Consider the following 25,170-nt stretch of genomic DNA (forward strand, 5'->3'; position numbering starts at 1 on the left):
AACGCTGGACCGCACTCAAGCACACCACGCTGAGCCCCGGCAGAATTGGCGACCTCGTCCGCTCCGCGCATGTCCTCACGCTCTTCGAGCACCGCCGGATCAGCTGAAAGTCGCTGACAAAACCTCACTGGCGGCGCGAGTTCAGGGGAAAGCCGGAAGAGGTCCGTTTCGTCCGGGCGTTCGCTGCTCACCTGCTGGCCGACTTCCCGGCGTTGGACGACGTCCTCCTCGTCCTGGATGAGCTGGCCGTCAACGCGATCCGGCACACCGCCTCTGGCCGCCCCGGCGGCCGGTTCACCGTGGACGTCAACATGGACGTGGCCGGCGTCATCGTCTACGTCACCGACCAGGGCGGCCCGGGGGAGCCGTGCCTGCGGGACATGGCCGAGCTCGCGGAGGGCGGTCGTGGCCTGCTCACGGTGGACGCCCTCGCCGCCACCTGGTCCTGGACCGGCACGCCGGAGGCCCGCACTGTCCGCGCTACCTTTCCGGCGCAGCGTGATTGAGCCGGTCGGCGCGCCGCGCGGCCCAGCCGATCAGTACGAGCGATCCCAGCAGGAACACGGTGTTGTGCGCGTACTGCCGGACCGCCGGAACGTCGCCCAGAGGTGTGACGAAGAAGGCCGCGAGCGAAGGCCGTGAGCGCCATGGCCAGCACCGCGCCGCCGGCCACGGCGACGACGTGGCGCCGGGTCCAGCGAGCCGAGCGCGAGGCGGCGGCCACCGCGGCGGCGGCCAGGGCGAGCAGTGACGTCCCGGCGGCGACTCCAGGCCAGGTGGACGGCAGGAGGTTGAAGACCAGTGCCGCGACCATGCTCAGCGCGCCCACCGCCATGGCAGGCGGGATCGGGTGGGCCCGCTGTGCGGTGCCGTCCCGGCGTCCCCATGCCAGCGCCGCCGCGAACAGCAGGACGGCCGTCGCCAGGGCGGTGCCGGCCTGCGGGAGCGAGGCATGGTCGTCGGTGATGCTCAGGTGGTCGTGCCAAACGAGGAAGGCCGCGGCCAGGTAGAGAGACACCGCGATGGTCAGGCCGCGGGCGCGCAGCCAGGGGCGGTGGGCCTCCGGTCCGCCGAGGGACTCGACGAGCGCGATCGGCGCGCAGAAGCTGTAGACGATGTGGCCGGTCACGAACACCATTACCAGGTAGGGCGCCGTCCCCAGGGGCTCGATCAGGGTGGGGCGTACGAGGTCGTCCCAGTAGGGAATGGCGCGGTAGCTCAGCGCGAACATGCTCTGGTCGATGACGCCCGCCTGGAGCATGCCGAACCCCGCCGCAAGTGTCACGATGCCGGGCCAGCCGAGGCGCCGGCGCCGCGCCAGCTCCCGTATCAGCAGCGCGGGACACCCGTAGAGCGGTCCCAGGAACAGCAGGCCGCCGAGGAGCGCCAAAGGGTCGCCGGTGGTGCTGTCGTACCCCGACAGCGACTCGGCACATAGGGGCGACAAGACGACCAGGCCGAGCGCCAGTCCGGCGGCCGACCGGCGGCGTTTCCGCGGTTTTTCGACGGGGGGCGGTTGCGGCACGAGGCCCTCCAGGTGGCCTTGGAGCCGACGGGCGGCCTCTCGATGCCGACGTCCCGCAGCCGGCTTTCGGGCTGACGGGGGATCTATCGCCCGGGGTCCTCGTCCTTCTTGAGCGGCACTTGGCTCAGGGTGCGGACGTACTGGCGGTGTTTCTGCTCCTTCACCACGACGCCGAGGCCGGACAGTTCCTCGCGCAGAAGGCGCGCGTCGTCCTCATTGTCGTCGTCCAGAGCACTCTGGCGGGCCTTGAGGAGGGCGTTCGCCCCTTGCGACAGGCCGGGGAGGTCGGGCACCCAGAGCCGGAACTCGTGCTCGTACGGGTCGGCGTCCGCCCACCGGTAGCCGTGCTCGGTCACGGTCTCGGCGACGCGGCCGAAGTCCAACCCGCTCTTGACACGGGCGAGCTCGCCGCCTTCGGTGCTGAGCACGACGAGCTTGCCGCCGTCCCGGCAGATGAGGGCGATGTCCTCGCGGGCGAGCCGCTCCTCATGCCCTTTGCGGGTGAGGACGAGCCGGTCCGCGTGCAGGCGGATCACCAGTTGCTCGTACTGGGCGATGAGTCCCACCACCAGCCCCGCCAGGGCGCCCAGGAGGGGCAGCACCCAGCCGGGGATCATGGCGACCAGCCGGGCGGGGCCCTTCATCGGCGCGTAGGGCAGCGACACCAGCCATTCGGCCAGCAGGCCGAGGAGCCAGCCGGCGGCCGCCCCCAGCAATACGGCGACGACATAGACGGCCGCTGTGGCCCAGACCGGCTCGCGCAGCACGGTGGGCCGGTCGTGCTTCCCGGATGGCTTGCTCACGTCGATGTCCTCCTCGCCTTCACAAAGGAGCATCGCGTCCCATCGCCCGCACCCGCGACAGCCCGTGGGCGACGTCCGATCGACCAAGGTCGACATGCGGGACCATCTTCGGTCGGTACCGCCGGCGGGCCAGTGGCGCCGGGCGAGAAGTCGACGAAGTACTAGCGCGGGGACGAAGTACTAGCGCGGGGACGAAGTGCTAGCGCGGGGACGAAGTGCTAGCGCGGGGACGAAGTGCTAGCGCGGGGTGGTGATGATGGCGGCGAGGGTGGTGCCCGCTCTCAGGAGGGCGGGGGTGCGGTGGGTGATCGCTTCTACGTGGGAGTCGAGCGCCTTGAGCGGGTCGTCGAGGTCGTGGAGGCGGCGGACCGCGTTCATCGTGTCCCGGACGTCGGGGATGCGGTATCCCGCCGCCCGGAGCGCCGCGGTGATCCGCGCCTCCTGGATCGCGGACAGCGGGTAGTGGCGGGCGGAACCGGCCCGGGTCGCCACCCGCTCCGGCCGGACGAGCCCCTCCTTCTCCCAGAACCGGAGCGTGGAGGCGCGGACGCCGAGGGCGCCGGCCAGCTCGGTGATCGTCATCGCGTCGTCGTCGGCCGGTTTCGTGTCGGACGCCGCCTCCGCGCGGATCATCCGCAGGGCTTCGCGTGCGGCGAGCGCGTCGTTTCGCTCCCTGTTCAGCGCGACGTGGAACGAGCTCACCAGGGCGGCCGCCTCGCCGGGCGGCAGCACGCGGATCTCCCGCATGGCGTGGCGGGCGCGGACCGGTCCCACCGCGGTGGCGAGGTCGCGGTATGCGTGCAGGTCCCGTACGTGGAGCGGGGAGAACCGCCGGTAGCCGTTCGCCGCCCGGCGCGCCTGCGCGATGACGCCCAGCGCCTCAAGGTCGCGGATCTGCTGCGCGGAGTAGCCCGTGACGGCCGACACCGCGTCCGTGCCGAGCCCCTCGTCCACCGCGAACCCTCCGCTAGCACTTCAACTTCACACTTCAAGCATGAGTAGCATGAGTATGGAGGAACTGCTGGAGGCGGTCCGGGCGTTCGACGGCGTCCACGAACTCGCGCCCGCGGAGGGCGACGGAACCCCGGAGACCGTGTGGGGCGACCACTTCTTCTACTACGCCCCTGACGGCACGGTCCCGGCCCGGGCACAGCCCTACGCCACCATCGTCACCAAGGATCAGCCTGGCGACGCCTTGTCCGACCTCGGTCCGGACGGGCGGTGGAGGGTCAACATCCACGTCGGCCGGGCCCGATACACAGAACTCACCGGCGAGGACCCGGGGAGCGGGTCGGCGGCGCGCGACTTCAGCGCCGCCGATGTGGTCCTCCCGCACCCGGTGTACGGGACGCTCGGCTGGGTCGCCGTCGTCAATCCCGGTGAACGGACCGGGGCGGCCGTCGTCGCCCTGTTGCGTGAGGCCCACGAGGACGCGCGGCGCCGTGCCGCCCGCCGCGCGGGCGGGGTGCCGTAGACCGGGTGCCGTAGACCGGGTGCGGGAGGCCGGGGTGCGGGAGACGCCGCCGTTCTGCGGTGGGCGGAATGGGCGGGACTTGGCGGGACGGCCGATTTACGATGAGGCATGGCTGAGATCGTCCGACCGCTGCCGTCCGCCGACGAGACCCCGCACCCGCCGCGCGAGCCGCACCGGCCGCACCAGCCGCACCAGCCGCACGAGCCGCGTCGGCCGGGCGGCCCCGGCCAGGAGCCGCTGTGGCGCGAGGCGCTCGGCGAATGCCTGCGGCGCCTGCGCACCGAGCGCGGCGAGATCCTGGCCGAGACCGCCCGCCGGGCGGGGGTCTCCCCGCAGTACCTCTCCGAGATGGAGCGCGGGGTCAAGGAGCCGTCCAGCGAGATGATCGCCGCCGTCGCCGGCGCCCTCGGCGTGACCCTCGCCGACCTGACGCTCGCGGTCACGACGACCCTGGTCGGTGCGCCGGTCAGCGCGCCCGCGGGCCCGACCGCCTACGCGCTGGCGGCCTGATCACGCGGGGAGCGGCTGCCGCTCTTCGAGGACGTGGTCGATGAGGCCGTAGTCCAGGGCCGCCTGCGCGGTGAAGACCCGGTCCCGGTCGGTGTCGGTGCGCAGCGTCGCGGTGTCCTGCCCGGTGTGCCGGGACAGGATCTCCTCGATGTCCGCGCGGACGCGGACGACCTCGTCCGCCTGCAGGATCAGGTCCGGGATCGCTCCGCGGCTCTGCCCCATCGGCTGGTGCAGCACCACGCGGGTGTGGGGGAGCGCGGCGCGCTTGCCGGGGGCGCCCGCCGCGAGGAGCACCGCGCCGACGGCGACCGCCTGCCCCACGCACGTCGTCGCCACCGGCGACCGGATGAAGCGCAGCGTGTCGTACACCGCGAGCATCGCGCTCGGGTCGCCGCCCTCGCAGTTGATGTAGAGCTGGATGTCGGTGTCCGGGCTGTCGGACTCCAGGTGGAGCAACTGCGCGACGAGGGCGTTGGCCACGCCCGCGTCGATGGCGGTGCCGAGGTAGATGATCCGCTCGGTGAGCAGGTGCGAGTAGACGTCCATGATCCGCTCACCGCGGGGGTGCTGCGCGATCACGTTGGGAATCGTGTAGCTGCTCACCGGGAGGCTCCTTTCGCGGGGATGCCGAGCCCGACGCGCCGGCGGGGGTCGGGCACGATCTCGTCCATCGACGTGACGATGGAATCGATGAACCCGTAGTCGAGCGCCTCGCGCGCGGTGAACCAGCGGTCGTGCAGCGAGTCCTCGAAGACGCGCTCCAGCGGCTGGCCGGTGTCCTCGGCGATGAGCCCGAGGACGGTGTCGCGGGTGTGGCGCAGGTCGTTGGCCTGCAGCTCGATGTCGACGGCCGCGCCGGCGATGCCGGCGGAGCCCTGGTGCATCAGCACGCGGGCGTGCGGCATCGCGCGGCGCTTGCCGCGGGTCCCCGACGACAGCAGGAACTGGCCCGCGCTGTAGGCGACGCCGAGCACCAGCGTGGACACGTCGCAGGGGACGAGCCGCATCACGTCGCGGATCGCGAGCATCGACGGCACCGACCCGCCGTGGGAGTGGATCCACAGCGCGATGTCGGTGGACGCGTCCTCCCGCGCCAAGGTGATCAGCTGGGTGGCCAGCAGGGTGCCGTTGTCGTCGTCGAGCGCGCCGTCGAGCACGAGGACGCGCTGCTGGTACAGCTCGCGCCGCGCTCGTTCGTTGAACAACGGGATCTTCTGTTCCTCGCTCATGCCTCGACTATGCGGCGGGGCCGGCGGTGGTTCACGCCCTATCCGCCTGCGGCGGATCCGCTCAGAGCAGCGTGCCGGGGCGGCGTGCCGGGGCGGCGTGCCGGGGCGGCCTGCCAGGGCGCGGTGGCTGCCAGGGCGCAGTGGGCAGGTGCGGTGGCCGGCAGGGCGCGCTCAGCGGCGGCGGGAGGCGGGCTCCAGGGCCGTCGTGCTCGTGCTCCACATGTTGTCGGCGATGTTGACGGTGTGGCCGGGCGGGACGATCTCGTCGATGCGGTCGAGGACGTCGCCGGAGAGCTCGACGCCTGCGGCCGCCAGGTACGAGTCGAGGTGGTCCATCGTGCGGGGGCCGACGATCGCGGACGTGACCGCCGGATGGCGGGTGACGAACGCGAGCGCCAGCTGCACGAGCGAGAGCCCGGCCTCCTCGGCGAGCACCGCGAGGGCCTCGGCGGCGTCGAGCTTGGCCGCGTTCGCCCGGGACGTCGCGTCGTACATGGCGGCAAAGCCCTCCCGGCGCGCGACCGAACCCGGCGGTTCGACGTCCCGGCCCTTGCGGTACTTCCCGGTCAGCCAGCCGCCGGCGAGCGGGCTGTAGGTCAGCACGCCCATGCCGTGCCGCAGGCAGGTCGGCAGCACGTCGTACTCGGCGGCGCGGGCCAGGATGCTGTACGGCGGCTGCTCGGTGCGGACGCGTTCGCGGCCGCGGCGCTCGGCGGTCCACAGCGCCTCGACGATCTCGGAGGCGGCGGCCGTCGACGTGCCGAACATCCGGATCTTCCCGGCGTGCACGAGGTCGGACAGGACGCCGAGGGTCTCGTCCACGTCGACGGCCGGGTCGAGGCGGTGGATCTGGAAGAGGTCGATCCAGTCGGTGCCCAGCCGGCGCAGCGAGCCCTCGACCGCCTGGGTGATCCAGCGGCGCGACGTCCCGCGCCGGTTGGGGTCGTCGCCGAACGGCAGCCCGGCCTTCGTGGCGAGGACGACGCCGTCGCGCCGCCCCCCGGCGAGGGCCTTGCCGACGATCCGCTCCGACTCGCCGGCGGAGTAGAAGTCGGCGGTGTCGACGACGTTGATCCCGGCGTCGAGGGCGCGGTGGACGATCTTGACCGAGTCCTCGTGGTCGGGGTTGCCGAACGCGCCGAACATCATCGTGCCCAGGCAGAACGGGCTGACGGAGACGCCGGTGCGCCCGAGGGGGCGGTGGTCCATGGAGAACTCCTCGAACTCCTCGAAATGCCGCGGGTCGCGGCGGACGGGTGGGATACGCTGAGGCGTGTAAACGAACAACCTCTCCGGTACCGTACCGGATAGCCTATCCGTTTGGGAAGCCCGTGTCCGTTGCACCCACGCGGCGTGCCGACGCCCGGCGCAACCGCGAGAAGATCCTCGCGGTGGCCCGGGAGGCGTTCGCCGGTTCCGACCACGACATCTCCATGGCCGAGATCTCCCGGCGCGCGGGGGTCGGCATGGCCACGCTCTACCGCAACTTCGCCAGCAGGCGGGAGCTCCTGGAGGCCCTCTACCAGGACGAGGTCGACGCCGTCTGCGCGGCAGCCGGGACGATCGAGGCGGAGACGCCCGGCGCGGTGTTCACGGCCTGGCTGCACCGCTTCCTGGTCTTCACGGCGGGCAAGCGGCCCATCGCCGCCGAGCTGCTCACCCACATCGACGGCGACAACCCCGTGTTCGGACGGAACCGCGCCAGGGTGCTCGCGGCCGGGAGCGGGCTCCTCGCCGCCGCCCAGGAGGCCGGGGAGGTCCGCCGCGACCTCGCGCTGGAGCAGATCCTCGACATGATCGTCGCCATCGGCGGGATCGACGGCGACGCGGCCTACCTCGATCCGATCGTCCAGGCCCTGCTCGACGGGTTGCGCCCGCCCGCGGACGCGTAACGAGGAGGCGGCGGTGCGGTCGGCAGGCCGGAGCGGGTCGGCAGGCCGGAGCGGGCCCGCGGCTGGCGGGATGGGCCTGTGGCGGTGCGGGATCGGGCTCGCGGCGGTGCGGCATTTTGGGCCTGTGGCGGGGGCTCGCGGGGTGCGTACGATCAACGCCGTCCGGGCGTAAGGCCCGGCTTACCCCGGGAGTGGCCATGCGGAAGGCAGTCGTCACCGGAAGCACCAAGGGGATCGGCTTCGCGGTCGCGCGGGAGCTGCTGCGCCGCGGCCACGGGGTGGTCGTCTCCGGGCGCACCCAGGAGGCCGTGGACGACGCCGTCGAGCGGCTCAAGCCCGAGGCGGCCGGGGAGGCCGCCGTCCACGGAGTCGCCGTGGACGTCACCGACCCCGCGCAGGTCGAGAAGCTGTGGGACGCCGCCGTGCAGGCCCTCGGCGGCGTCGACCTGTGGATCAACAACGCCGGCGTCGCCAACACCACCCGGCCGATCGTGGAGACGTCCCCCGAGGACGTGCGGACGATGGTCGCCACGAACATGCTCGGGACCGTGTACGGCAGCCAGGTCGCCGTGCGCGGCATGCGGGACGGGGGCGGCCAGGTCTTCAACATCCTCGGCGGCGGCAGCGACGGCCGGATCCGGCCCGGGATGGGCGTGTACTCGGCGACCAAGCGCGGCCTGGACTCGTTCACCCGCGCGCTGGTCAAGGAGGTCGACGGGACGGCGGTCCGGGTCGGGCAGGTCAGCCCCGGCATGCTGATCACCGAGGGCTGGCTGCGGGAGGCCGCCGCGGCACCCGAGCAGGTGCGGGACCAGCGGAAGATGCTCAACATCCTGTGCGACCACGTCGACGACGTCGCGCCCTACCTGGTCGACCGGATGCTGGCCAGCAAGAAGAACGGCGAGGCCGTCAAGTGGCTCACCACCGGCCGGATGACCCGGAAGTTCATGTCGGGCGGCAAACGCGACGTCCTGTCCCGGTACGGCCTCTGATCCCGGTACGGCCTCTGACCCCGGTACGGCCTCTGACCCCGGACCGGCTCAGCCGGGCGCGCGGCCGGTCAGGCGCGTGGTCAGGGCGGCGGCCGTGTCGCGGATCGGGCCCGCCAGCGCGGGCCAGGTCTCGGGCGGGTGGGCCTCCCGGCGGAACGTCACGGTGATCGCCGCGGTCGGGTGGGCCGTGTGGTCGAAGGCGCAGGCGGCGATGCTGGCGAAGCCCTCGGTGATGTGGCCGTCCTCCACGGCCCAGCCCCGGCGCGCGTCCTCGGCGAGGAGGCGGCGCAGTTCGCGCAGCGACGCGGGCCCGCGGCCGGTGCGGTCGACGAACCGGCCGGGGGACCGCCCGGGGGACCGCCCGGGGGACCGGCCGGGGGACCGCCCGGGGAACAGGGCGCGGACCTGCGCCGCGGGCAGGTGGGCGAGCATCGAGCGGCCGCTCGCCGTGAGCTGGGCCGGCATGCGGACGCCCACGTCGGTGACCAGCGTGGCGTGGCCGGGGGGCTGCTCCTTCAGCAGGTAGAGCGTCTCGGCGCCGTGCAGCACGCCCAACTGGGCGATCTCGCCCACCCGGTCGACCAGGCGGCGGAGAAGGGGGCGGGCCATGCGTTCCAGGGGCTCGTGCCGGAGGTAGGCGGAGCCGACCTCGAAGGCGGCGACGCCCAGCCCCCAGCGCCGCTCCTCCGGGATGGAGGTGACGAAGCCGTCCTCGGCCATCGCCGCCAGGAGGTGGTACGTGCTGGACCGGGGCAGCCCGAGGGAGCGCGCGATCGCCGAGGCGGGCAGCGGGCCTGGCGCCGCCGCCAGCAGGCGCAGCACCGCCAGGGCGCGCCGCGCCGCCGGAACCTGGTTCATCTGTGCATTGTCGCGCAATGTCTCGTATCTGAGACAGTTCACCCCGCCGCCCCTCCCCGCGGCGGCGCCCGGGAGGCTCCAATGGTGGGTATGAGCACTGGCATGGCGGACGAGATCATCGAGGTCGGGCCCGAGGCGCCGACGTTCGACCAGGTGGTGGCGGTGGCGCGGGGCGGGGCCGCGGTCGCGCTGACGGACGCGGCGGTCAAGCTGATCGCCGCGTCCCGCGCCCATGTCGAGGAGCTGGCCGCCCGCCCGACCCCGGTCTACGGGGTCTCGACGGGCTTCGGGGCGCTCGCCACCCGGCACATCGCCCCTGAGCTGCGGGCGCAGCTGCAGCTGAACATCGTCCGGTCGCACGCGGCCGGGTCGGGGCCGGAGGTGGAGCGGGAGGTCGTCCGGGCGCTGATGCTGCTCAGGCTGCGTACGCTCGCCACGGGACGGACCGGCGTCCAGCCCGCGACGGCCGGGACGCTCGCCGCGCTGCTCAACGCCGGCATCACCCCCCAGGTCTTCGAGCACGGCTCCCTCGGCTGCTCCGGGGACCTCGCCCCGCTCGCGCACGTGGCGCTGGCGCTGATCGGCGAAGGGTCGGTCCGGGACGCCGCCGGCGAGCTGCGCCCGGCGGCCGACGCCCTGGCCGAGGCCGGGATCGCCCCGGTCACCCTCGGCGCGAAGGAGGGGCTCGCGCTCCTCAACGGCACCGACGGCATGCTCGGCATGCTCGTCATGGCGATCCACGACCTGCGCCGCCTGCTCACCGCGGCCGACGTCGCCGCCGCCATGACGGTCGAGGCGCTGCTCGGCACCGACCGCGTCTTCGCCGCCGACCTGCAGGAGCTGCGCCCCCATCCGGGCCAGGCCGCGTCGGCCGCGAACCTGCGGGCGCTGCTGGGCGCCTCGGAGATCATGGAGTCGCACCGCGGGCCCGATTGCACCCGCGTCCAGGACGCGTACTCGCTGCGCTGCGCCCCCCAGGTGAACGGCGCCGCCCGGGACACGGTCGCGCACGCCGAGCTCGTCGCGGGCCGGGAGCTGGCGTCCGCGATCGACAACCCGGTGGTGCTGCCGGACGGCCGGGTCGAGTCCAACGGCAACTTCCACGGCGCGCCGATCGCCTACGTGCTGGACTTCCTCGCGGTGCCGACCGCCGACGTCGCGTCGATGTCGGAGCGGCGCACCGACCGGATGCTCGACAAGGGCCGCTCCGGCGGGCTGCCCGCGTTCCTCGCCGACGACCCCGGCGTCGACTCCGGCCACATGATCGCCCAGTACACGCAGGCCGCGATCGTGTCGGACCTGAAGCGCCGCGCCGCCCCGGCCAGCGCCGACTCCATCCCCAGCTCGGCGATGCAGGAGGACCACGTGTCGATGGGCTGGAGCGCGGCCCGCAAGCTGCGCCGGTCGGTCGACGGGCTGGCGCAGGTGATCGGCATCGAGATCCTCACCGCCGCGCGGGCGCTGGACCTGCGCACCCCGCTGCGGCCCGGCCCGGCGACCGCCGCCGTCGTCGCGCGGCTGCGGGAGGCCGTCCCGCCGCCCGGCCCGGACCGCCACCTCGCGCCCGAGATCGCCGCCGCGACCGAGCTGGTCCGGGACGGCTCGCTGGTCGCCGCCGCCGAGGCCGTCACCGGCCCCCTCGCCTAGTCCCCAGGCCGACGTCCCGAAGGAGTCCGCAGATGTCCGGTCCCCGTCCCGTCCGCGCGCCGCGCGGCACCGGCCTCACCGCCAAGGGCTGGCCGCAGGAGGCCGCCCTCCGCATGATCCAGAACAACCTCGACCCGGAGGTCGCCGAGCACCCCGACGAGCTGGTCGTCTACGGCGGCTCGGGGAAGGCGGCCCGCAGCTGGGACGCCTTCGACGGCATCGTCCGGTCGCTGGCCGGCCTGGAGGGCGACGAGACGCTGCTCGTCCAGTCCGGCAAGCCGGTCGGCGTCTTCCGGACGCACGAGTGGGCGCCCCGCGTCCTCATCGCGAACTCCAACCTCGTGCCGCAGTGGGCGACCTGGGAGGAGTTCCGCCGCCTGGAGTCGCTCGGCCTGACGATGTTCGGGCAGATGACCGCCGGGTCGTGGATCTACATCGGCACCCAGGGCATCCTCCAGGGCACCTACGAGACGTTCGCCGCCGTCGCCGAGAAGCGCTTCGGCGGCACCCTCGCCGGGACGGTCACGCTCACCGCCGGGCTCGGCGGGATGGGCGGCGCGCAGCCCCTCGCCGTGACGATGAACGGCGGGGTCGCGATCTGCGTCGAGTGCGACCCGTCCCGCATCGAGCGGCGCGTCGAGCACCGGTACTGCGACGTGCGGGCCGGTTCGCTGGACGAGGCGCTGCGGCTCGCCGAGGAGGCGAAGGCGGAGCGGCGGCCCCTGTCGATCGCGGTGCTCGGCAACGCCGCCGACGTCGTCCCCGAGCTGCTGCGCCGCGGCGCGCCGATCGACATCGTCACCGACCAGACCAGCGCCCACGACCCGCTCGCCTACCTGCCGCGCGGTGTCGCGTTCGAGGACATGGCAGCCGAGCGCGCCAAGGACCCGGCCGCGTTCGTCGAGAAGGCCCGCGCCTCCATGGCCGCGCACGTCGAGGCGATGGTCGGCTTCCAGGACGGCGGCGCCGAGGTCTTCGACTACGGCAACTCCATCCGCGGCGAGGCGCAGCTCGCCGGGTACGAGCGGGCGTTCGACTTCCCCGGCTTCGTCCCCGCCTACATCCGGCCGCTGTTCTGCGAGGGCAAGGGCCCGTTCCGCTGGGCGGCGCTGTCGGGCGACCCGCGCGACATCGCCCGCACCGACCGGGCGATCCTGGAGCTGTTCCCGGACAACGAGCCGCTGACCCGGTGGATCAGGATGGCGGGGGAGCGGGTCCGCTTCCAGGGATTGCCGTCCCGGATCTGCTGGCTCGGCTACGGCGAGCGCGACCGGGCCGGCGAGGTGTTCAACGACCTGGTGGCGCGCGGCGAGATCAGCGCGCCGATCGTGCTCGGCCGCGACCACCTCGACTGCGGGTCGGTCGCCAGCCCGTACCGGGAGACCGAGGGAATGGCGGACGGCTCCGACGCCATCGCCGACTGGCCGCTGCTCAACGCGATGCTCAACGTGTCGTCCGGTGCGACGTGGGTGTCCATCCACCATGGCGGCGGCGTCGGCATCGGCCGCTCGATCCACGCCGGGCAGGTCTGCGTAGCCGACGGGACGCCCCTAGCAGCCGAGAAGCTCCAGCGCGTCCTGACCAACGACCCCGGCACCGGCGTGATGCGCCACGTAGACGCGGGCTACACCCGAGCCGAAGAGGTCGCACAGGAGCGCGGCGTCCACATCCCCATGCGTTGACTTGCGGCGTGTTGTTGTTATGGGGCGCGTCATAACAACAACACGCCGCAAGTGAACGTCGTTCGGTCAGGAGAGGGTATGGGCTTCGAGGAGATGTGGGCGGCGCTGCTGCCCATTGGCCGGGACCCGGCCACGGGCGGCTACCACCGGTTCGCGTGGACGCCGCCGGAGCTGCAGTGCCGCGCCTGGTTCCTGGACGAGGCGCGCCGCCGCGACCTGGACGTCGAGCACGACGCCAACGGCAACATGTTCGCCTGGTGGCTGCCCGGCGACGGGTCGCGGGATGACGCCGTCCTGACCGGGAGCCACCTGGACTCGGTGCCCGGCGGCGGGGCGTTCGACGGGCCGCTCGGCGTCGTGTCGGCGTTCGCGGCGATCGACTGCCTCCGCGAGCGCGGCGCCGGCCTGCGGCGGCCGATCGGCGTCGCGGTGTTCGCCGAGGAGGAGGGCGCCCGGTTCGGGATCGCGTGCCTCGGGTCGCGGCTGCTGACCGGCGCGATCGCCCCCGCGCGGGCACGGGCCCTCACCGACGGCGACGGGCACACCTTCGCCGAGGTCCTGCACAACGCCGGACTCGACCCCGACGCGATCGGCCCGGACGAGGACCTCCTCGGCAGGATCGGCTGCTTCGTCGAACTCCACGTCGAGCAGGGCCGCGCGCTGCGCGAACCGGTCGGGGTGGCGAGCTCGATCATCCCGCACGGCCGGTGGCGGTTCGACTTCCGCGGGGAGGGCGACCACGCGGGCACGACCGCGCTGCCCGACCGGCGCGACCCGATGCTGCCGTTCGCCGGGATGGTGCTCGCCGCGCGGGAGGCCGCCGAGCGGAACGGGGCGGTCGCGACCGTGGGCAAGGTCCGGGTCGTGCCGGGCGGGGTGAACGCGATCCCGTCGTCCGTCACCGCATGGCTCGACGCCCGCGCGCCGGAGGACGAGGCGGTGCGGCGCACGGTCGCGGAGGTCGACGAGGCCGCGCGGGTCGCCGCGCGCCCGCACCGGGTCAGCGTCGACCTCGCCGAGGAGTCCTACACCGAGGTCGTCGACTTCCACCGCGCGCTCCGCGACCGGATCGCCGCGACCCTCGGCGGGCCGCCGGTGCTGCCGACCGGCGCGGGCCACGACGCGGGCGTCCTGTCGGCCCGGGTGCCGGCGGCGATGCTGTTCGTCCGCAACCCGACCGGGGTGTCGCACGCGCCCGCGGAGTCCGCCGAGCCGGCGGACCGCCTCGCTGGGGTGGAGGCCCTCACCGCGGTACTGGACGACCTGGCGTGCGGGTAGGCATCCCGGCGGGTAGGTATCCCGGCATGCAGTGGCACGCCCAGTTCGCCTGGCTCGGGGACGGGGTGGCGGCCGACGTCCTCGTCGAGGCCGACGGCGAACGCATCAGCCGCATCGCCGTCGGCGTCCCGGCCCCGCCGAACGCGCAGCGCCTGCCCGGCCTCACCCTGCCGGGCCTCGCCAACGCCCACTCCCACGCCTTCCACCGCGCGCTCCGCTCCCGCGTCCAGGCCCAGGCCGGGACGTTCTGGACCTGGCGCGAGCAGATGTACGAGGTCGCCGGCCGGCTCGACCCGGCGTCCTACCGCGCCCTCGCCACCGCCGTGTTCGCCGAGATGGCCCTCGCCGGGATCAGCTGCGTCGGCGAGTTCCACTACCTGCACCACGGGCCGGGCGGCACCCCCTACGCCGAGCCGAACGCGATGGGCGAGGCGCTGATCGCCGCCGCCGCCGACGCGGGCATCCGGATCACCCTCCTGGACACCTGCTACCTCACCGGCGGCATCGGCCGGCCCCTCACCGGCACCCAGCTCCGGTTCGGCGACGGCACCGCCGGGAACTGGGCGCGCCGCGTCGACAGCCTCTACGAGGGGACGGACAAGGCGGGCCGGCTGCACGCCCGGGTCGGCGCCGCGGTCCACTCCGTCCGCGCCGTGCCCCGGGAGCAGATCCGGGCCGTCGCGGCCTGGGCGAAGGAGCGCCGGGCGCCGCTGCACGTCCACCTGTCGGAGCAGCCCGCCGAGAACGAGGCGTCGATGGACGCCTACGGCATGACGCCCACCCGCGTCCTGGCCGAGGCGGGGGCGCTGGGCGCGCTCACCACGGCCGTCCACGCGACGCACCTCACCGAGGAGGACATCGGCCTCCTCGGCACCACGATGACCGGCGTGTGCATGTGCCCGACCACCGAACGCGACCTCGCCGACGGGATCGGCCCCGCCCGCGACCTGGCGGACGCCGGCGCGCCCATCTGCCTCGGCTCCGACCAGCACGCCGTCATCGACCTGTTCGAGGAGGCCCGCGCGGTCGAGCTGGACGAGCGGCTCCGCACCCGCGTCCGCGGCCACTGGACGGCCGGGGAGCTGCTCGCCGCCGCCACCTGCAACGGCCACTCCGGGCTCGGCTGGCCGGAGGCGGGCCGGCTGGAGCCCGGCGCCTACGCCGACCTCGTCACCGTGGACCTCGGCTCGGTCCGCACGGCCGGTTCCGGCCCCGGGCACGCCGCCGAGGCCGCCGTGTTCGCCGCGACCGCCGCCGACGTCCGGCACGTGGTGGTCTCCGGCCGCCAGATCGTCCACGACGGCCGCCACCTGCTGGTGGACGACGTCCCCGCCGCCCTCACCGCCGCCATCGAAGCCGTCACGGCACCCGCAGCGGAGTGACCCCGGCGCCCCGGCGGGGTGACAGGGGAAGATCCATCCGGATAGGCGGCGGCCCCGCGACCCCATGCGATCATGCGTTCGTTGATCTTGAGTTCCGGAGCGGACACGGGATGGGCGCCCATGCTGTACGGCAGAGCCGCTGAGACCGCCGAGGTGGAACGCCTGGTCGCGGGTGCGCGCGCCGGGTCCGGCGGGGCGGCGGTCGTCCGGGGCGAGGCCGGCATCGGCAAGACCGCCCTGCTCCGGCACGCGGCGGACGCGGCGGAGGGCGCGCTCCTGCTGGACTGCGCCGGCTGCCCGTCCGAGGCGGACCAGCCGTACGCGTCCCTGGAACTGATGCTGCGGCCGGTGCGCGACCGCGTCGACGCCCTCCCGGCCGCCGCCGCGCAACGGCTGCGCGCCCTCGGCGGCCCGCCCCCCGGCGGCCCGGCGGGCGTGCTCCGGTCGGAGAACTTCGAGGTGGGGCGTGCGCTGCTCGCGCTGCTGCGCCTGCTCGGCACCGGGCGCACCGTGGTGTGCCTGGTCGACGACGCGCAGTGGCTGGACGCGGCCTCGGCGGACGCGCTGGCGTTCGCCGCCCGGCGGTTCGGCGGGGAGCCGGTCGCGCTGCTTGCCGCCGTCCGCGGCGAGCGGGTCTTCCGGACGTGGGGGCTCACCGAGATCAGGCCGCGGCGGCTCGCCCCGGACGACGCCGCCGCGCTGCTGCACGACGCCGCCGCGGACCTGGCGCCGCCCGCGCGGGAGCGGGTCCTCGCCGAGGCGGAGGGCAACCCCCTGGCGCTCCGGCTGCTGCCCGCCTCGCTGAGCCCGGCGCAGCGGGCCGGACGCATCAACCCGGTCACGTTCCACGACGGCACCTCACCGCTGAGCGGAACGTTCCAAGCCGAGGCGGCGGCGCGCCTGGACGCGCTGCCGGCCGCGACGCGGCTCATCCTGCTCGCCACCGCCGCGGACGGCGCCGGTGCCTCCGCCCGCGCGCCGGCGGCGGCCGGCCGGCTCGGCGCGACCGTCGCCGACCTGGCTCCCGCCGAGCGGACCGGCTTGGTCGAGACGTCCGGCACGACGATCCGCTTCGCGCATCCGCTGGTCAGGGCGGCCGTCTACCACCGCGCCACCACCGCCGAGCGGCGAGCCGTCCACCAGGCCCTGGCCGACCACACCGACGAGGGCCTCGGAACCGAGGACGCCGAGCGGCGGGCCTGGCATCTCGCGGCCGCGGCGGCGGGGCCCAGCGAGCGGGTCGCGGCGGAATTGGAACGTGCCGGCAGGCTCTCGGGCGCGGCCCGCGCCTATGCGTGCCACGCGCGGGCAGCGGAACTGACCCCGGGCGGCGCCGCCCGGGCCGAACGCCTCGCGGCCGCGGCCCGCACGGCGGTGGAGGCGGGCCTGTTCGCCGGGGCGGCGGAGGCGGCCGGGGCCGCCGCGCGGCTCCCGGCCGGGCCGCTCACCCGCGCGGCGCTGGCGCGGGCGGGCGCCGCGGCGGAGCTGGAGTGCGGCTCGCCGCGCAGGGCGTGCCGGATGCTGCTCGACGGCGCCCTGCCCCTCGGCGGCCGTGCCCCGGCGGACGCGATGCTGCTGCTGGCCGAGGCCGTCCAGTGCGGCCGGGGCGCCGGTGACGCGCGGCTCGTCCGGGAGGCGCTGGACGCGATGGCGGCGGTGCCGGTGGCCGCGGACTCGCCGCTGGCCGCGCTCCCGCAGGCCCTGTCCGCGGCAACCGGCGGGACCGGCGAGGCGCTGGTCACGCTGATCGGGGTGGCGGGGCTCCCCGGCGAGGCGGCGCACCGCCTGACCGCCGTGGCCGCCGCCCTCGCGGACGACGCGCGGGAGACGGCGGCCGGGCTCGTCCGGGACTGCCGGGAGTCCGGCCTGCCGGGACGGCTGCCGGCGGCACTGCAGACCTTGGCCCACGCGGAGATCGGGCGCGGCCGGCATCGCGAGGCGCGCGAGGCCGCGGTGGAGGGACTGCGGCTGGCGGGGGACGGCGCGCGGTACCGGGCGGGCCACCTGCGCTGCCTGCTCGGCTGGCTCGCCGCGGTCGAGGGGGACGCGGAGCGGTGCGCCGCCCTGGTCGCGGCGGGAACGGAGCACGCCTCCCGCGAGGGGATCGCGCCGACCGTCGCCCTGGGGACGTGGGCGCTGGCGGTCCTGCACCTCGGGCACGGGCGCAACGAGGAGGCGCTCGCGCGGCTGGAGGACCTCCCGGAGGACGTGCTCCGGGCGGGCGGGGCGACCGACGCCGTCCGGCAGGCGTCCGACCGGGTGGAGGCCGCGGTGCGCTGCGGAACGCCGGAAAGGGCGGAATCCTCGCTGTCCCGGCTGGAACGCTGGGCGGACGGAAACCAGTCGGCGTTCACCACCGCGATTCTGAAACGCTGCCGCGCGCTGCTCCATTCGGGTGGGATGGCGGAGCGTGATTTCGCGGAGGCCGCCGTGCTGCACGGAAGGTGCGGCAACGACTACGAGCGGGCGCGCACGGAATTGCTGTACGGCGAATGGCTGCGGCGGGAACGCCGGCGCGCCCGGGCGCGCGAGCATCTGAGCCGCGCCATGGAGCTGTTCGAGCGGCAGGGGGCGCGGGTCTGGGCGCTGCGGGCGCGGGCCGAGCTGGGCGCCGCGGGCGTCCGGCCGGCGGGGGCCCCGCCGCCCGGGCCGGACGGTATCGGCGGCCTCACCCACCAGGAGCTGCAGATCGTGCGGCTCGCGGCGTCCGGCGCGAGCAACCGGGAGATTGCGGCCCGGCTGTATCTCAGCCCGCGGACCGTCGGCAACCACCTGTATCGCGCGTTCCCGAAGCTCGGCGTGCGGACGCGGGTGGAGTTACGCGGCCTGGACCTGGGCATCACCGCCCGGGAGGGGAGCGGTCCGCGGCCGATGGAGTAGCCCGTCCCCGGCGATTGAGCAATCGACTCAACGACCCGTACCCGGAAAATGTGTATTGACGTGTTGATCGAGCCGGGTTACAAAGTCTGCATTGCAGGAAATTGCTCCCATTGACCCCGCGGGTTCCTCGCAGAACCGGCGGAAAACGCGCGTGAGGTCGGCCGGACAATGGCTGTTCCCGATTCGCTTCCCGTCATCGTCAACTCCGCGACGGCCGCCGTCCTCTTCGTCGCGGGCATCGCCAAGGCCGTTTCCCCGGGCCAGCTCGGGCGGTCGCTGAACGACCTCCTCCCGCTGCCGGGGCGCGGCGTCACCGTCCGCCACGTGCGGGTGTTCGCCGCGCTGGAGCTGCTGACGGCGCTGGCGCTGACCGCCGCCGTGGCCCGGCCGGCCGCGGCGTGGGCCGTGGGGGTCCTCGGCGTGACGTTCGCACTGGCCGGCGTCCTGGGGACGCTGCGCGGCGGGCGCACGGCGTGCGGCTGCTTCGGCGGCTCCGCCGACCGCCCCCTCGGCCCCTTCAACATCGCCGCCGGGGCGCTGCTGACGGCGGTCCCGGTCGTCAACCTGGCGGCCGTGCCCGGCGGCGGCCCGGCGTACTTCTTCCAGGCCGCCACCGGGACGGCCTGCGGGGCACTGCTGCTGTGCCTCTGGGTGCACCGCGGCCTCGTCAAGGACTTCACCCGCCCCCTGCCCGCATCGCGTTAGACGGAGGAACCCCCGATGATGGAGATCTTCTTCGGCGCCGTGCTGCTGATCCTCGCCGCGGCGGTCGTGCTGCTCTTCGCGATGTTCGGCGAGCTGACGTCGCGGCTGCCGACCGAGCGGGCGGAGGCGGCCGCGCGCGACCCCGAGATCTGGCCGCTGGAGGACGCGCGGCTCGGCACGGCGCCCGCCGGATGGCCCGGCGGGCTCGCCGGTCTGGCCGCGGGAGCCGCCGACAGGGACGCCGACAGGGACGCCGACAGGAACGCCGACAGGAACGCCGACAGGGACGCCGCCCGTCCCGTCCTGGTGCTCAGCACCGCCTGCTCGACGTGCAAGGACGTCGCGGCGCAGCTGTCGGAGGAGCTCGACCGGGGCGCCGGGGGCGACATGGCCGTCGTGGTCTCGACCGCGGAGCGGGCCCGCGGCGAGCGCTTCGTCCAGCGGTACGGGCTGCACCGGCTCGCGCACTACGTGGACGAGGGCGGCGCCTGGGTCGCCGAGGAGTTCAACGTGCGGATGAGCCCCACGGCGCTGGTCGTCCGCGACGGGCGGCTGGAGTCCGCCCTCGTGTTCCAGGACGTCCAGGCCCTCAGGACGGCGATCGGCCAGGCGAACGCCGAGCCGGGCACCGGGCAGAACGGCAACCGAGCGAAGGGAGTGGCATGAGCACGCTGACAGGGAAACGGGCCGCGGGAGCCGCGGGGAGGTTCGCGCGCCGCGGGTTCCTCGGCGCACTGGGCGCGGGCGGCCTGACCGCCGCCTCGGCGGTGTTCGGAAAGTCCGAACCCGCCTACGCGCTCTGCAAGAAGAACTGCTGCAACCTCTACGTCTGCCCCAACATCTCCATCTCCACGTGCCGCGCCAACGCGGACTACATCTGGGGCTGCGCCATGAGCGCCTACCTGCACTGCTCCTGCTGCGAGGCGCACTACAGCGGCAAGCAGCACTCGGCCTTCGAATGCCGCTACGGCTGACGGGGCCGGCATGGTCGTCTGGCTGGTCATCGGCGGGATCGGCGCGGTCCTGCACGTGCTGAGCCCTTGAGGCCGCTCGATGGCCGGAGTCTCCGGCCCCATGATGCGCCGCAGCCCGGCGGACGGCGCGCGCTTCCTGTCCGGCCTGGTGCTGGGCGCGGTCCTGTCCGGACTGCTCGTGGCCATGCTGCTGTACGTGGTAGGCCGCGGGACGGCCGAGCTCCTCCCGGAGACACCGCGGATGCTGGCCCTGGCGGCGGTGGCCCTGGGGTTCGGCGCCGCCGACCTCGCCGGCCGGACGCCGCACGTGTGGCGGCAGGTCCCGCAGGTGCTCGTGCACCGGCTGGCGCCCGGGTTCCGCGGGGTGGTCTGGGGCTTCGACCTCGGGCTGCTCGTCACGACGCAGAAGGCGGTGTCGCTCGTGTGGGTCGCGATCGCCGCCGTCGTGCTGCTGGACCCGCTGCTGGCGGCGCCCGTGATGATCGGCATGGCGCTGCTGTCCAACCTCGGCGTCGCGCTGTGGAGCGCGCGCTTCACGCCCGCGATGACCGAGATGGGCACGAGAAGGGAACGGCTGTGGCTGAGATCGATCCGCGCCCTGTCCGGGAGCGTCCTGGTGGTGCTGGCGGCGGTGACGGCCGCCCAGGCGATCTGACCTCCGCGGAGGGCGTGATCGTGGTGACCAGGTTCGAGTGCCCCGGGCTGTGGCGGCTCCTCGTCCTGCGGCTCCTCCACCGGAGGCTGGAGCGGGAGGTGCGGCGGGACGCGTCGGGGTTCCTCGGCATGTCGCTGGTGGTCGGCTGGCGCACCCGGACGCTGCTCAACATCTCGCTCTGGCGCGACATGGACGCCGTCCACTCCATGGGGCGGGTGCGCCGGCACGTCGACGCCACGCGGGTCCCGTCGCGGCTCGGCGTCACCACGTCCGGCGGGGTCTACGCGTTCGCCGGAGACTGGCGGCGGGTGATGTTCGGCATCGACTGCGCGGGCCGCTCACCCGTCCGCCCCCTATGACCGGGATCGGATACACACCGCAAGAAGGGACGATGAGATGAGTGCGGACTACCAATCGCCGACCGACCACGGGTTCGCGGTCGTGCAGGCCATGGACGACGGAACGAAGAAGGTGATGGTGTGCGACTCGGTCGTCGGAGGCGAGCCGCAGAACGTGTACGCCATCCACTTCAAGTGCACCTCGCTGCGCGTCGGGCCCGGCGTGCGGATGGAGCACGGCGCCGCGGGCAGCCACACCCGCCAGGTCGTCGAGGTCTTCTCGGCGGAGCGCGGCGTCGTGGAGGTGCGGGCGCTGCAGCGGGGCGGGAACCCCGTCCTGGAGGAGGAGGCGCGCCGCCGCTGACCGTGCCGCCGACACGGGCGGCGCGGTTCGCGCCGGTGGCCGCCTGTGCCGTCCTCCTGGCCGTCGCCGGATGCTCCGGCGACGGGCGGGGCGGCGGCACGGCCCCGCCCGGTACCGCGCCGGCCTCCGCCGCGCCCGCGGCGGCGGGTCCGTCCGGCCCGGACGGGGCGCCGGGATGCCGCCCGGCGTCGCCCGTCGCCCCGTACGAGGGGGACGGGCTGCCCGAGATCCGCGCCACCGGCCACGGCATCCGCGCCTCCGGGCTGCTGATGTCGGCGACGGGGCACCCGGTGCGGGCGGACCAGGAGCTGAAGATCGTGTGGCGGGTGACCGGCGACGGTCCGCTGCGGGCCGCCGCGACGGGCCCCGACGGCCGCGAGCGCGAGCCCGCCTGGGGGCCGGAACCGCACGGCGGCAGCAGCTTCCAGCGTCCCGGGAGCGAGTGGGGCGTGGGCTACCGCATCGACGAGCCGGGCTGCTGGCGGCTGCGGCTGGCCCGCGGCACGGGCACCGCGGACGCCTGGCTGCGCGTGGCGGGCTGAGCCGCCGGGGGGCGTGAGATCCTGCCCGGGTGAGCACCGAGAGCACTCTCATCGCGAACATCGGGGAACTCGTCACCAACGATCCGGACCGATCCGGACTGGGCGTCATCCGGGACGCCGCGCTGGTCATCGAGGATGGCCGGGTCGCCTGGACGGGGCCCGCCGCGCGGGCACCGGCCGCCGACGTCCCTTTCGACGCCGGGGGGCGCGCCGTGCTGCCCGGCTTCGTCGACTCCCACGCCCACCTCGTCTTCGCCGGTGAGCGCGCCGAGGAGTTCGCGGCCCGGATGAGCGGCCGGCCGTACGCCGCGGGCGGCATCCGCACGACCGTCGAACGCACCCGGGCCGCGTCCGACGACGACCTCCGCGCGAACATCCGCCGGCTGCTCGCCGAGATGGCGCGCCAGGGCACGACGACCGTCGAGTGCAAGTCGGGCTACGGGCTCACCGTCGAGCAGGAGGAGCGCGCCGTCCGCATCGCCGCGGAGGTGACGGACGAGGTCACCTACCTCGGTGCCCATGTCGTCCCAGCCGAGTACCAGGGCGACACCGCCGCCTACACGCGTCTGGCCTCCACCGACATGCTGGCCGCGTGCGCACCCCACGCCCGTTGGGTCGATGTCTTCTGCGAGGAGGGTGCGTTCGACGCCGACCAGGCCCGTGAGGTGCTGCAGGCCGGCATCAAGGCGGGTCTGGCTCCGCGCATGCACGCGAACCAGCTCACCCAAGGGCCGGCCGTGCAGCTCGCCGTCGAACTGGACGCCGCGTCCGCCGACCACTGCACGTTCCTCAGCGATGCGGACGTCGACGCCCTCGCGTCCTCACAGACGGTCGCGACCCTTCTGCCCGGTGTCGAGTTCTCCACGCGGCAGCCCTACCCGGACGCCCGCCGCCTCCTGGACGCGGGCGCCACCGTCGCCCTCGCCACGGACTGCAACCCGGGCTCCTGCTACAGCTCCAGCATGGCGTTCTGCATCGCCGTCGCCGTCCGCGACATGAACATGACGCCCGCCGAGGCCGTCTGGTCGGCGACGGCGGGCGGCGCGAAGGCCCTGCGCCGTACCGACGTCGGGCACCTGACGCCCGGTGCCCGCGCCGACGTCCACGTGCTGGACGCCCCGTCCCACACTCACCTGGCCTACCGGCCCGGCGTGCCGCAGACGTTCGCCGTCTGGCGTGCGGGCGTTCAGGTCGTGCGGGAGTTCAGGTCAGGTAGCGGCGGTTGACCCTTACCAGGGGCGTCTGGTCGCGGGCCACGTAGTCCGTCGCGAGGACCTCCGCGATGAAGAGCGTGTGGTCACCGGTTTCGACCCGCTGGCGTGTCTCGCACTCCATGGCGGCAAGCCCGGATTCGGGGATGAGGGCCTCGGAGTGCTCGCCCCGGTGGTGCGGTTCGCTCGCGAGGAGGATGCGGGCGCTGGGGCGGCCCTCCGCCGCGAAGCGCCCCGCCAGCGCGCGCTGGCCCGACGCGAGCACGGTCGCAGCCCAGCGGTCCTGCCGGTTCAGCACCTCTGTCAGATAGGACGACGTCGTCACACTGGCCAGCACCGTCGGCGGCTCCAGGGACACCGACATGAACGCCGTGACCGTGGTGCCGAGGTCGTCGCGGCCGTCGCGGACGGTCAGCACGACCACGCCCGTCGCGAAGGCCGCGACCGCCTCGGCGAACCCGGTGGTCAGCGGATCTCCCACGTGCCGGGCAGCGTGAGCGGGCCGGCCGCGGGCAGCCCGAGGCGGGCGGCGAGGCCGCCCAGCGAGCCCCAGCCGTCGAAGCGGGCCGCGGCTGCGGTGCGGTCCTCGCTGGACTCCGGCGGGCGGAAGCGCTCCAGCGGGGACGACTGGGGGAACACGCGGATCGGCGCGTCGGCGGCGAGACCGGCCTTCTTGCGGGCCAGGGCGAGCGCGGAATCGATGCCGCCCAGCTCGTCGACGAGGCCGTTCCCGGCGGCGTCGGCGCCGGTCCAGACCCGGCCGCGGGCCAGCTCGTGGACGCGTTCGCGGGACATCCCGCGCCCGTCCGCGACCCGCGAGGTGAAGTCGTCGTAGATCTTGTCGAGCGAGGCGTTGACGCGCTCCCACTCGGACTCGCTGAAGTCCTTCGTGGAGCTGGACATGCGGGCGTGGTCACCGTCCGCGACGCTGCCGAAGGTGATGCCGACGCGGTCGAGAAGTCCGTTCAGCACCGCCTTGCCGGTGACGACGCCGATCGAGCCGGTGAGCGTCCCGGGCTGCGCGACGATCGTGTCGGCGCCCATCGCGACGTAGTAGCCGCCGGACGCGGCGACGTTGCCCATCGACACGATCACGGGCTTGCCGGCGCGCTGTGCGAGGACCACCTCGCGCCAGATCGCGTCGGACGCGACGGCGGAACCGCCGGGGCTGTTGACCCGGAAGACGATCGCCTTGACGGCGTCGTCCTTCACCGCGGCGCGGAACGCCGCGCCGATCGTGTCGGAGCCCATCGCGGGCCCGGAGCCGGGCAGCGGGCCGCCGCGGCCGCTGCGGCCGAGCCGGATCGGGCCGTGCCCCTCGATCAGCGCGACGGCCTCCTGCCTGCCGGGCTGCGGAAGCCGGCCCGCCAGGCCGTGCGCGCGGTTGTAGCGGGCGACGTACCGGAGCTGGGCCTGCTCGCCGAACTCCTCGCGCAGGTCGGCGTACACCTCGTCGCGGTAGGCGAGGCGGTCGACGAGGTTCTCCTGCAGCGCCTCCCCGGACAGCAGCGGGCCGCGGTTCATCAGGTCGCGGACCTTGTCCTCCGGGAGGCCGCGGCCCTCGGCGACGGCCGCGGTGATCTGCTCGGTCAGCGAGGCGACGAGCCGCCGCGACGACTCCTCGTGCTCCGGCGTGTAGGTCGTGCGCGTGAACGTGTTCGCCATGGTCTTGTACTCGTGCCGCTGGGCGAACCGGGGCTCCACGCCGGCCTTCTCCAGGGCGCCCGCGAAGAACGGCTCCTCCAGCGCCATGCCGACCAGGCCGACCTCGCCGGTCGGCTGGAGGTAGACCTTGTCGAAGGCGGTGGCCAGGTAGTAGGGGACGGTCCCGCGGCCGCTCTCCCCGTACGTCTCGGCCCACGCGACGGTGAGCTTGCCCGCCTCCCGGAGCTCCCGCACGGCGTCGCGGAGCTCCTGGACGAGCGCCAGCCCGATGCCGCCGCCGACCTTGACCACGAGCGCGCGGACGCGGCTGTCGGAGCGGGCGCGGCGCAGGCCGTCCAGGACGTCCCGCAGGTGCGTCCGGCGCATGGACAGCAGCGCCGAGAGCGGGTCGGCCGGCGCGGTCTCCACGATGCCCTCGGTGAGGTCCAGTTCGAGGATCAGCGGTGCCGTCCGCCGGTCGCGGGCCTGTTTGATGAGGGTGACGACTGTGCCTGGATCCACCATGGGGCCAAGCCTATGCGCTCGCCCGCGGCGCCCCTCCGCGCGCGACCGCCTTGTCAGCGC

26 protein-coding genes are annotated in these 25,170 nt (G+C 74.4%); 18 read left to right on the forward strand and 8 right to left on the reverse strand.

The window, feature by feature from the left end; all coding sequences use genetic code 11:
- Positions 1-212: 212 nt before the first annotated feature.
- Positions 213-506: an ATP-binding protein gene (locus tag E1200_RS08310; RefSeq protein ID WP_347813203.1), complete on the forward strand. Its 294-nt coding sequence runs from the start codon at positions 213-215 to the stop codon at positions 504-506.
- A gap of 1,102 nt (positions 507-1,608) precedes the next feature.
- Here the strand turns inward: E1200_RS08310 and E1200_RS08315 are convergent.
- A complete protein-coding gene (locus tag E1200_RS08315) occupies positions 1,609-2,328 on the reverse strand; it encodes a hypothetical protein (RefSeq protein WP_207933241.1) in 720 nt (239 codons plus the stop codon).
- A gap of 237 nt (positions 2,329-2,565) precedes the next feature.
- A complete protein-coding gene (locus E1200_RS08320) occupies positions 2,566-3,282 on the reverse strand; it encodes a MerR family transcriptional regulator (RefSeq protein WP_131951228.1) in 717 nt (238 codons plus the stop codon).
- 40 nt (positions 3,283-3,322) lie between these two features.
- Here E1200_RS08320 and E1200_RS08325 point away from each other — a divergent pair, with 40 nt between their 5' ends.
- Both E1200_RS08325 and E1200_RS08330 read left to right on the forward strand, forming a co-directional pair.
- Positions 3,323-3,802 (forward strand): DUF6194 family protein, encoded by a 480-nt coding sequence (locus E1200_RS08325; protein WP_347813204.1) that lies wholly within the window; start codon positions 3,323-3,325, stop codon positions 3,800-3,802.
- A gap of 108 nt (positions 3,803-3,910) precedes the next feature.
- Positions 3,911-4,312, forward strand: coding sequence for a helix-turn-helix transcriptional regulator (locus E1200_RS08330; protein WP_131951229.1), 402 nt, complete (start codon positions 3,911-3,913; stop codon positions 4,310-4,312).
- Here the strand turns inward: E1200_RS08330 and E1200_RS08335 are convergent, their stop codons facing one another.
- The 3 genes from E1200_RS08335 to E1200_RS08345 form a co-directional block, all read right to left on the reverse strand.
- Positions 4,313-4,915 carry an ATP-dependent Clp protease proteolytic subunit gene (locus E1200_RS08335; protein ID WP_131951230.1) on the reverse strand — a complete coding sequence of 201 codons (603 nt, stop codon included), beginning with the start codon at positions 4,913-4,915 and terminating at the stop codon, positions 4,313-4,315. It abuts the gene before it with no gap.
- Entirely contained in the window at positions 4,912-5,541 is a 630-nt protein-coding gene (locus tag E1200_RS08340) for an ATP-dependent Clp protease proteolytic subunit (protein ID WP_131951231.1), read from the reverse strand. Before E1200_RS08340 ends, E1200_RS08335 begins: the two co-directional genes overlap by 4 nt.
- A 171-nt stretch (positions 5,542-5,712) precedes the next feature.
- A complete protein-coding gene (locus E1200_RS08345) occupies positions 5,713-6,750 on the reverse strand; it encodes an aldo/keto reductase (protein WP_131951232.1) in 1,038 nt (345 codons plus the stop codon).
- A 122-nt stretch (positions 6,751-6,872) separates the two neighbouring features.
- Here E1200_RS08345 and E1200_RS08350 point away from each other — a divergent pair, with 122 nt between their 5' ends.
- Both E1200_RS08350 and E1200_RS08355 read left to right on the forward strand, forming a co-directional pair.
- Entirely contained in the window at positions 6,873-7,433 is a 561-nt protein-coding gene (locus E1200_RS08350; protein WP_131951233.1) for a TetR/AcrR family transcriptional regulator, read from the forward strand.
- A 197-nt stretch (positions 7,434-7,630) separates the two neighbouring features.
- Positions 7,631-8,425: an SDR family oxidoreductase gene (locus E1200_RS08355; RefSeq protein WP_131951234.1), complete on the forward strand. Its 795-nt coding sequence runs from the start codon at positions 7,631-7,633 to the stop codon at positions 8,423-8,425.
- 48 nt (positions 8,426-8,473) lie between these two features.
- Here E1200_RS08355 and E1200_RS08360 read toward each other — a convergent pair whose 3' ends face one another.
- Positions 8,474-9,283 carry an IclR family transcriptional regulator gene (locus E1200_RS08360; protein ID WP_131951235.1) on the reverse strand — a complete coding sequence of 270 codons (810 nt, stop codon included), beginning with the start codon at positions 9,281-9,283 and terminating at the stop codon, positions 8,474-8,476.
- Positions 9,284-9,385: 102 nt separating this feature from the next.
- On the opposite strand from E1200_RS08360, the gene hutH reads away from it, so the two are divergent.
- From hutH to hutI, 13 genes are all read left to right on the forward strand, one after another.
- Positions 9,386-10,930 carry a histidine ammonia-lyase gene (gene hutH / locus E1200_RS08365; protein WP_131951257.1) on the forward strand — a complete coding sequence of 515 codons (1,545 nt, stop codon included), beginning with the start codon at positions 9,386-9,388 and terminating at the stop codon, positions 10,928-10,930.
- Positions 10,931-10,962: 32 nt separating this feature from the next.
- A complete protein-coding gene (gene hutU, locus E1200_RS08370) occupies positions 10,963-12,612 on the forward strand; it encodes a urocanate hydratase (protein WP_131951236.1) in 1,650 nt (549 codons plus the stop codon).
- A 78-nt stretch (positions 12,613-12,690) separates the two neighbouring features.
- Positions 12,691-13,890 carry an allantoate amidohydrolase gene (locus E1200_RS08375; protein WP_131951237.1) on the forward strand — a complete coding sequence of 400 codons (1,200 nt, stop codon included), beginning with the start codon at positions 12,691-12,693 and terminating at the stop codon, positions 13,888-13,890.
- 26 nt (positions 13,891-13,916) lie between these two features.
- A complete protein-coding gene (locus tag E1200_RS08380; protein ID WP_131951238.1) occupies positions 13,917-15,272 on the forward strand; it encodes a formimidoylglutamate deiminase in 1,356 nt (451 codons plus the stop codon).
- A 120-nt stretch (positions 15,273-15,392) separates the two neighbouring features.
- The gene (locus E1200_RS08385; RefSeq protein ID WP_165950248.1) at positions 15,393-18,152 is read left to right on the forward strand and encodes a LuxR family transcriptional regulator; all 2,760 of its coding nucleotides are present in this window, start codon (positions 15,393-15,395) and stop codon (positions 18,150-18,152) included.
- Between the two features lie 168 nt (positions 18,153-18,320).
- Complete coding sequence (locus tag E1200_RS08390) at positions 18,321-18,857, forward strand: MauE/DoxX family redox-associated membrane protein (RefSeq protein WP_131951240.1); 537 nt, start codon at positions 18,321-18,323, stop codon at positions 18,855-18,857.
- A 15-nt stretch (positions 18,858-18,872) separates the two neighbouring features.
- A complete protein-coding gene (locus E1200_RS08395; RefSeq protein WP_131951241.1) occupies positions 18,873-19,523 on the forward strand; it encodes a hypothetical protein in 651 nt (216 codons plus the stop codon).
- Positions 19,520-19,831, forward strand: coding sequence for a twin-arginine translocation signal domain-containing protein (locus E1200_RS08400; RefSeq protein WP_131951242.1), 312 nt, complete (start codon positions 19,520-19,522; stop codon positions 19,829-19,831). Before E1200_RS08395 ends, E1200_RS08400 begins: the two co-directional genes overlap by 4 nt.
- Positions 19,832-19,910: 79 nt before the next feature.
- A complete protein-coding gene (locus E1200_RS08405; protein ID WP_131951243.1) occupies positions 19,911-20,486 on the forward strand; it encodes a hypothetical protein in 576 nt (191 codons plus the stop codon).
- Between the two features lie 20 nt (positions 20,487-20,506).
- On the forward strand, positions 20,507-20,845 hold the full coding sequence (locus E1200_RS08410) for a hypothetical protein (protein ID WP_131951244.1): 339 nt from the start codon (positions 20,507-20,509) through the stop codon (positions 20,843-20,845).
- Between the two features lie 37 nt (positions 20,846-20,882).
- The gene (locus E1200_RS08415) at positions 20,883-21,188 is read left to right on the forward strand and encodes a hypothetical protein (protein ID WP_131951245.1); all 306 of its coding nucleotides are present in this window, start codon (positions 20,883-20,885) and stop codon (positions 21,186-21,188) included.
- Between the two features lie 2 nt (positions 21,189-21,190).
- On the forward strand, positions 21,191-21,730 hold the full coding sequence (locus E1200_RS08420; protein ID WP_131951246.1) for a hypothetical protein: 540 nt from the start codon (positions 21,191-21,193) through the stop codon (positions 21,728-21,730).
- Between the two features lie 29 nt (positions 21,731-21,759).
- Positions 21,760-22,956, forward strand: coding sequence for an imidazolonepropionase (gene hutI / locus E1200_RS08425; protein ID WP_131951247.1), 1,197 nt, complete (start codon positions 21,760-21,762; stop codon positions 22,954-22,956).
- Here hutI and E1200_RS08430 read toward each other — a convergent pair.
- Together E1200_RS08430 and sppA are read right to left on the reverse strand one after the other, a co-directional pair.
- Positions 22,934-23,422 carry a flavin reductase family protein gene (locus E1200_RS08430; protein WP_131951248.1) on the reverse strand — a complete coding sequence of 163 codons (489 nt, stop codon included), beginning with the start codon at positions 23,420-23,422 and terminating at the stop codon, positions 22,934-22,936. The two genes, hutI and E1200_RS08430, sit on opposite strands and share 23 nt — an antisense overlap.
- Entirely contained in the window at positions 23,407-25,110 is a 1,704-nt protein-coding gene (gene sppA / locus E1200_RS08435) for a signal peptide peptidase SppA (RefSeq protein WP_131951249.1), read from the reverse strand. Before sppA ends, E1200_RS08430 begins: the two co-directional genes overlap by 16 nt.
- Positions 25,111-25,170: the final 60 nt, after the last annotated feature.

Origin of the sequence: Actinomadura sp. GC306, from assembly GCF_004348665.1 — a bacterium.
Taxonomy (GTDB): domain Bacteria; phylum Actinomycetota; class Actinomycetes; order Streptosporangiales; family Streptosporangiaceae; genus Spirillospora.

Excerpts from the sequence above, each read along its gene's own strand:
- E1200_RS08325 (WP_347813204.1), top strand. The coding sequence starts at position 3,323 with ATGAGTAGCATGAGTATGGAGGAACTGCTGGAGGCGGTCCGGGCGTTC.
- E1200_RS08330 (WP_131951229.1), top strand. The coding sequence starts at position 3,911 with ATGGCTGAGATCGTCCGACCGCTGCCGTCCGCCGACGAGACCCCGCAC.
- E1200_RS08340 (WP_131951231.1), bottom strand. The coding sequence starts at position 5,541 with ATGAGCGAGGAACAGAAGATCCCGTTGTTCAACGAACGAGCGCGGCGC.
- E1200_RS08345 (WP_131951232.1), bottom strand. The coding sequence starts at position 6,750 with ATGGACCACCGCCCCCTCGGGCGCACCGGCGTCTCCGTCAGCCCGTTC.
- E1200_RS08355 (WP_131951234.1), top strand. The coding sequence starts at position 7,631 with ATGCGGAAGGCAGTCGTCACCGGAAGCACCAAGGGGATCGGCTTCGCG.
- E1200_RS08360 (WP_131951235.1), bottom strand. The coding sequence starts at position 9,283 with ATGAACCAGGTTCCGGCGGCGCGGCGCGCCCTGGCGGTGCTGCGCCTG.
- hutH (WP_131951257.1), top strand. The coding sequence starts at position 9,386 with ATGGCGGACGAGATCATCGAGGTCGGGCCCGAGGCGCCGACGTTCGAC.
- hutU (WP_131951236.1), top strand. The coding sequence starts at position 10,963 with ATGTCCGGTCCCCGTCCCGTCCGCGCGCCGCGCGGCACCGGCCTCACC.
- E1200_RS08375 (WP_131951237.1), top strand. The coding sequence starts at position 12,691 with ATGGGCTTCGAGGAGATGTGGGCGGCGCTGCTGCCCATTGGCCGGGAC.
- E1200_RS08380 (WP_131951238.1), top strand. The coding sequence starts at position 13,917 with ATGCAGTGGCACGCCCAGTTCGCCTGGCTCGGGGACGGGGTGGCGGCC.
- E1200_RS08385 (WP_165950248.1), top strand. The coding sequence starts at position 15,393 with ATGCTGTACGGCAGAGCCGCTGAGACCGCCGAGGTGGAACGCCTGGTC.
- E1200_RS08390 (WP_131951240.1), top strand. The coding sequence starts at position 18,321 with ATGGCTGTTCCCGATTCGCTTCCCGTCATCGTCAACTCCGCGACGGCC.
- E1200_RS08395 (WP_131951241.1), top strand. The coding sequence starts at position 18,873 with ATGATGGAGATCTTCTTCGGCGCCGTGCTGCTGATCCTCGCCGCGGCG.
- E1200_RS08400 (WP_131951242.1), top strand. The coding sequence starts at position 19,520 with ATGAGCACGCTGACAGGGAAACGGGCCGCGGGAGCCGCGGGGAGGTTC.
- E1200_RS08405 (WP_131951243.1), top strand. The coding sequence starts at position 19,911 with ATGGCCGGAGTCTCCGGCCCCATGATGCGCCGCAGCCCGGCGGACGGC.
- E1200_RS08415 (WP_131951245.1), top strand. The coding sequence starts at position 20,883 with ATGAGTGCGGACTACCAATCGCCGACCGACCACGGGTTCGCGGTCGTG.
- sppA (WP_131951249.1), bottom strand. The coding sequence starts at position 25,110 with ATGGTGGATCCAGGCACAGTCGTCACCCTCATCAAACAGGCCCGCGAC.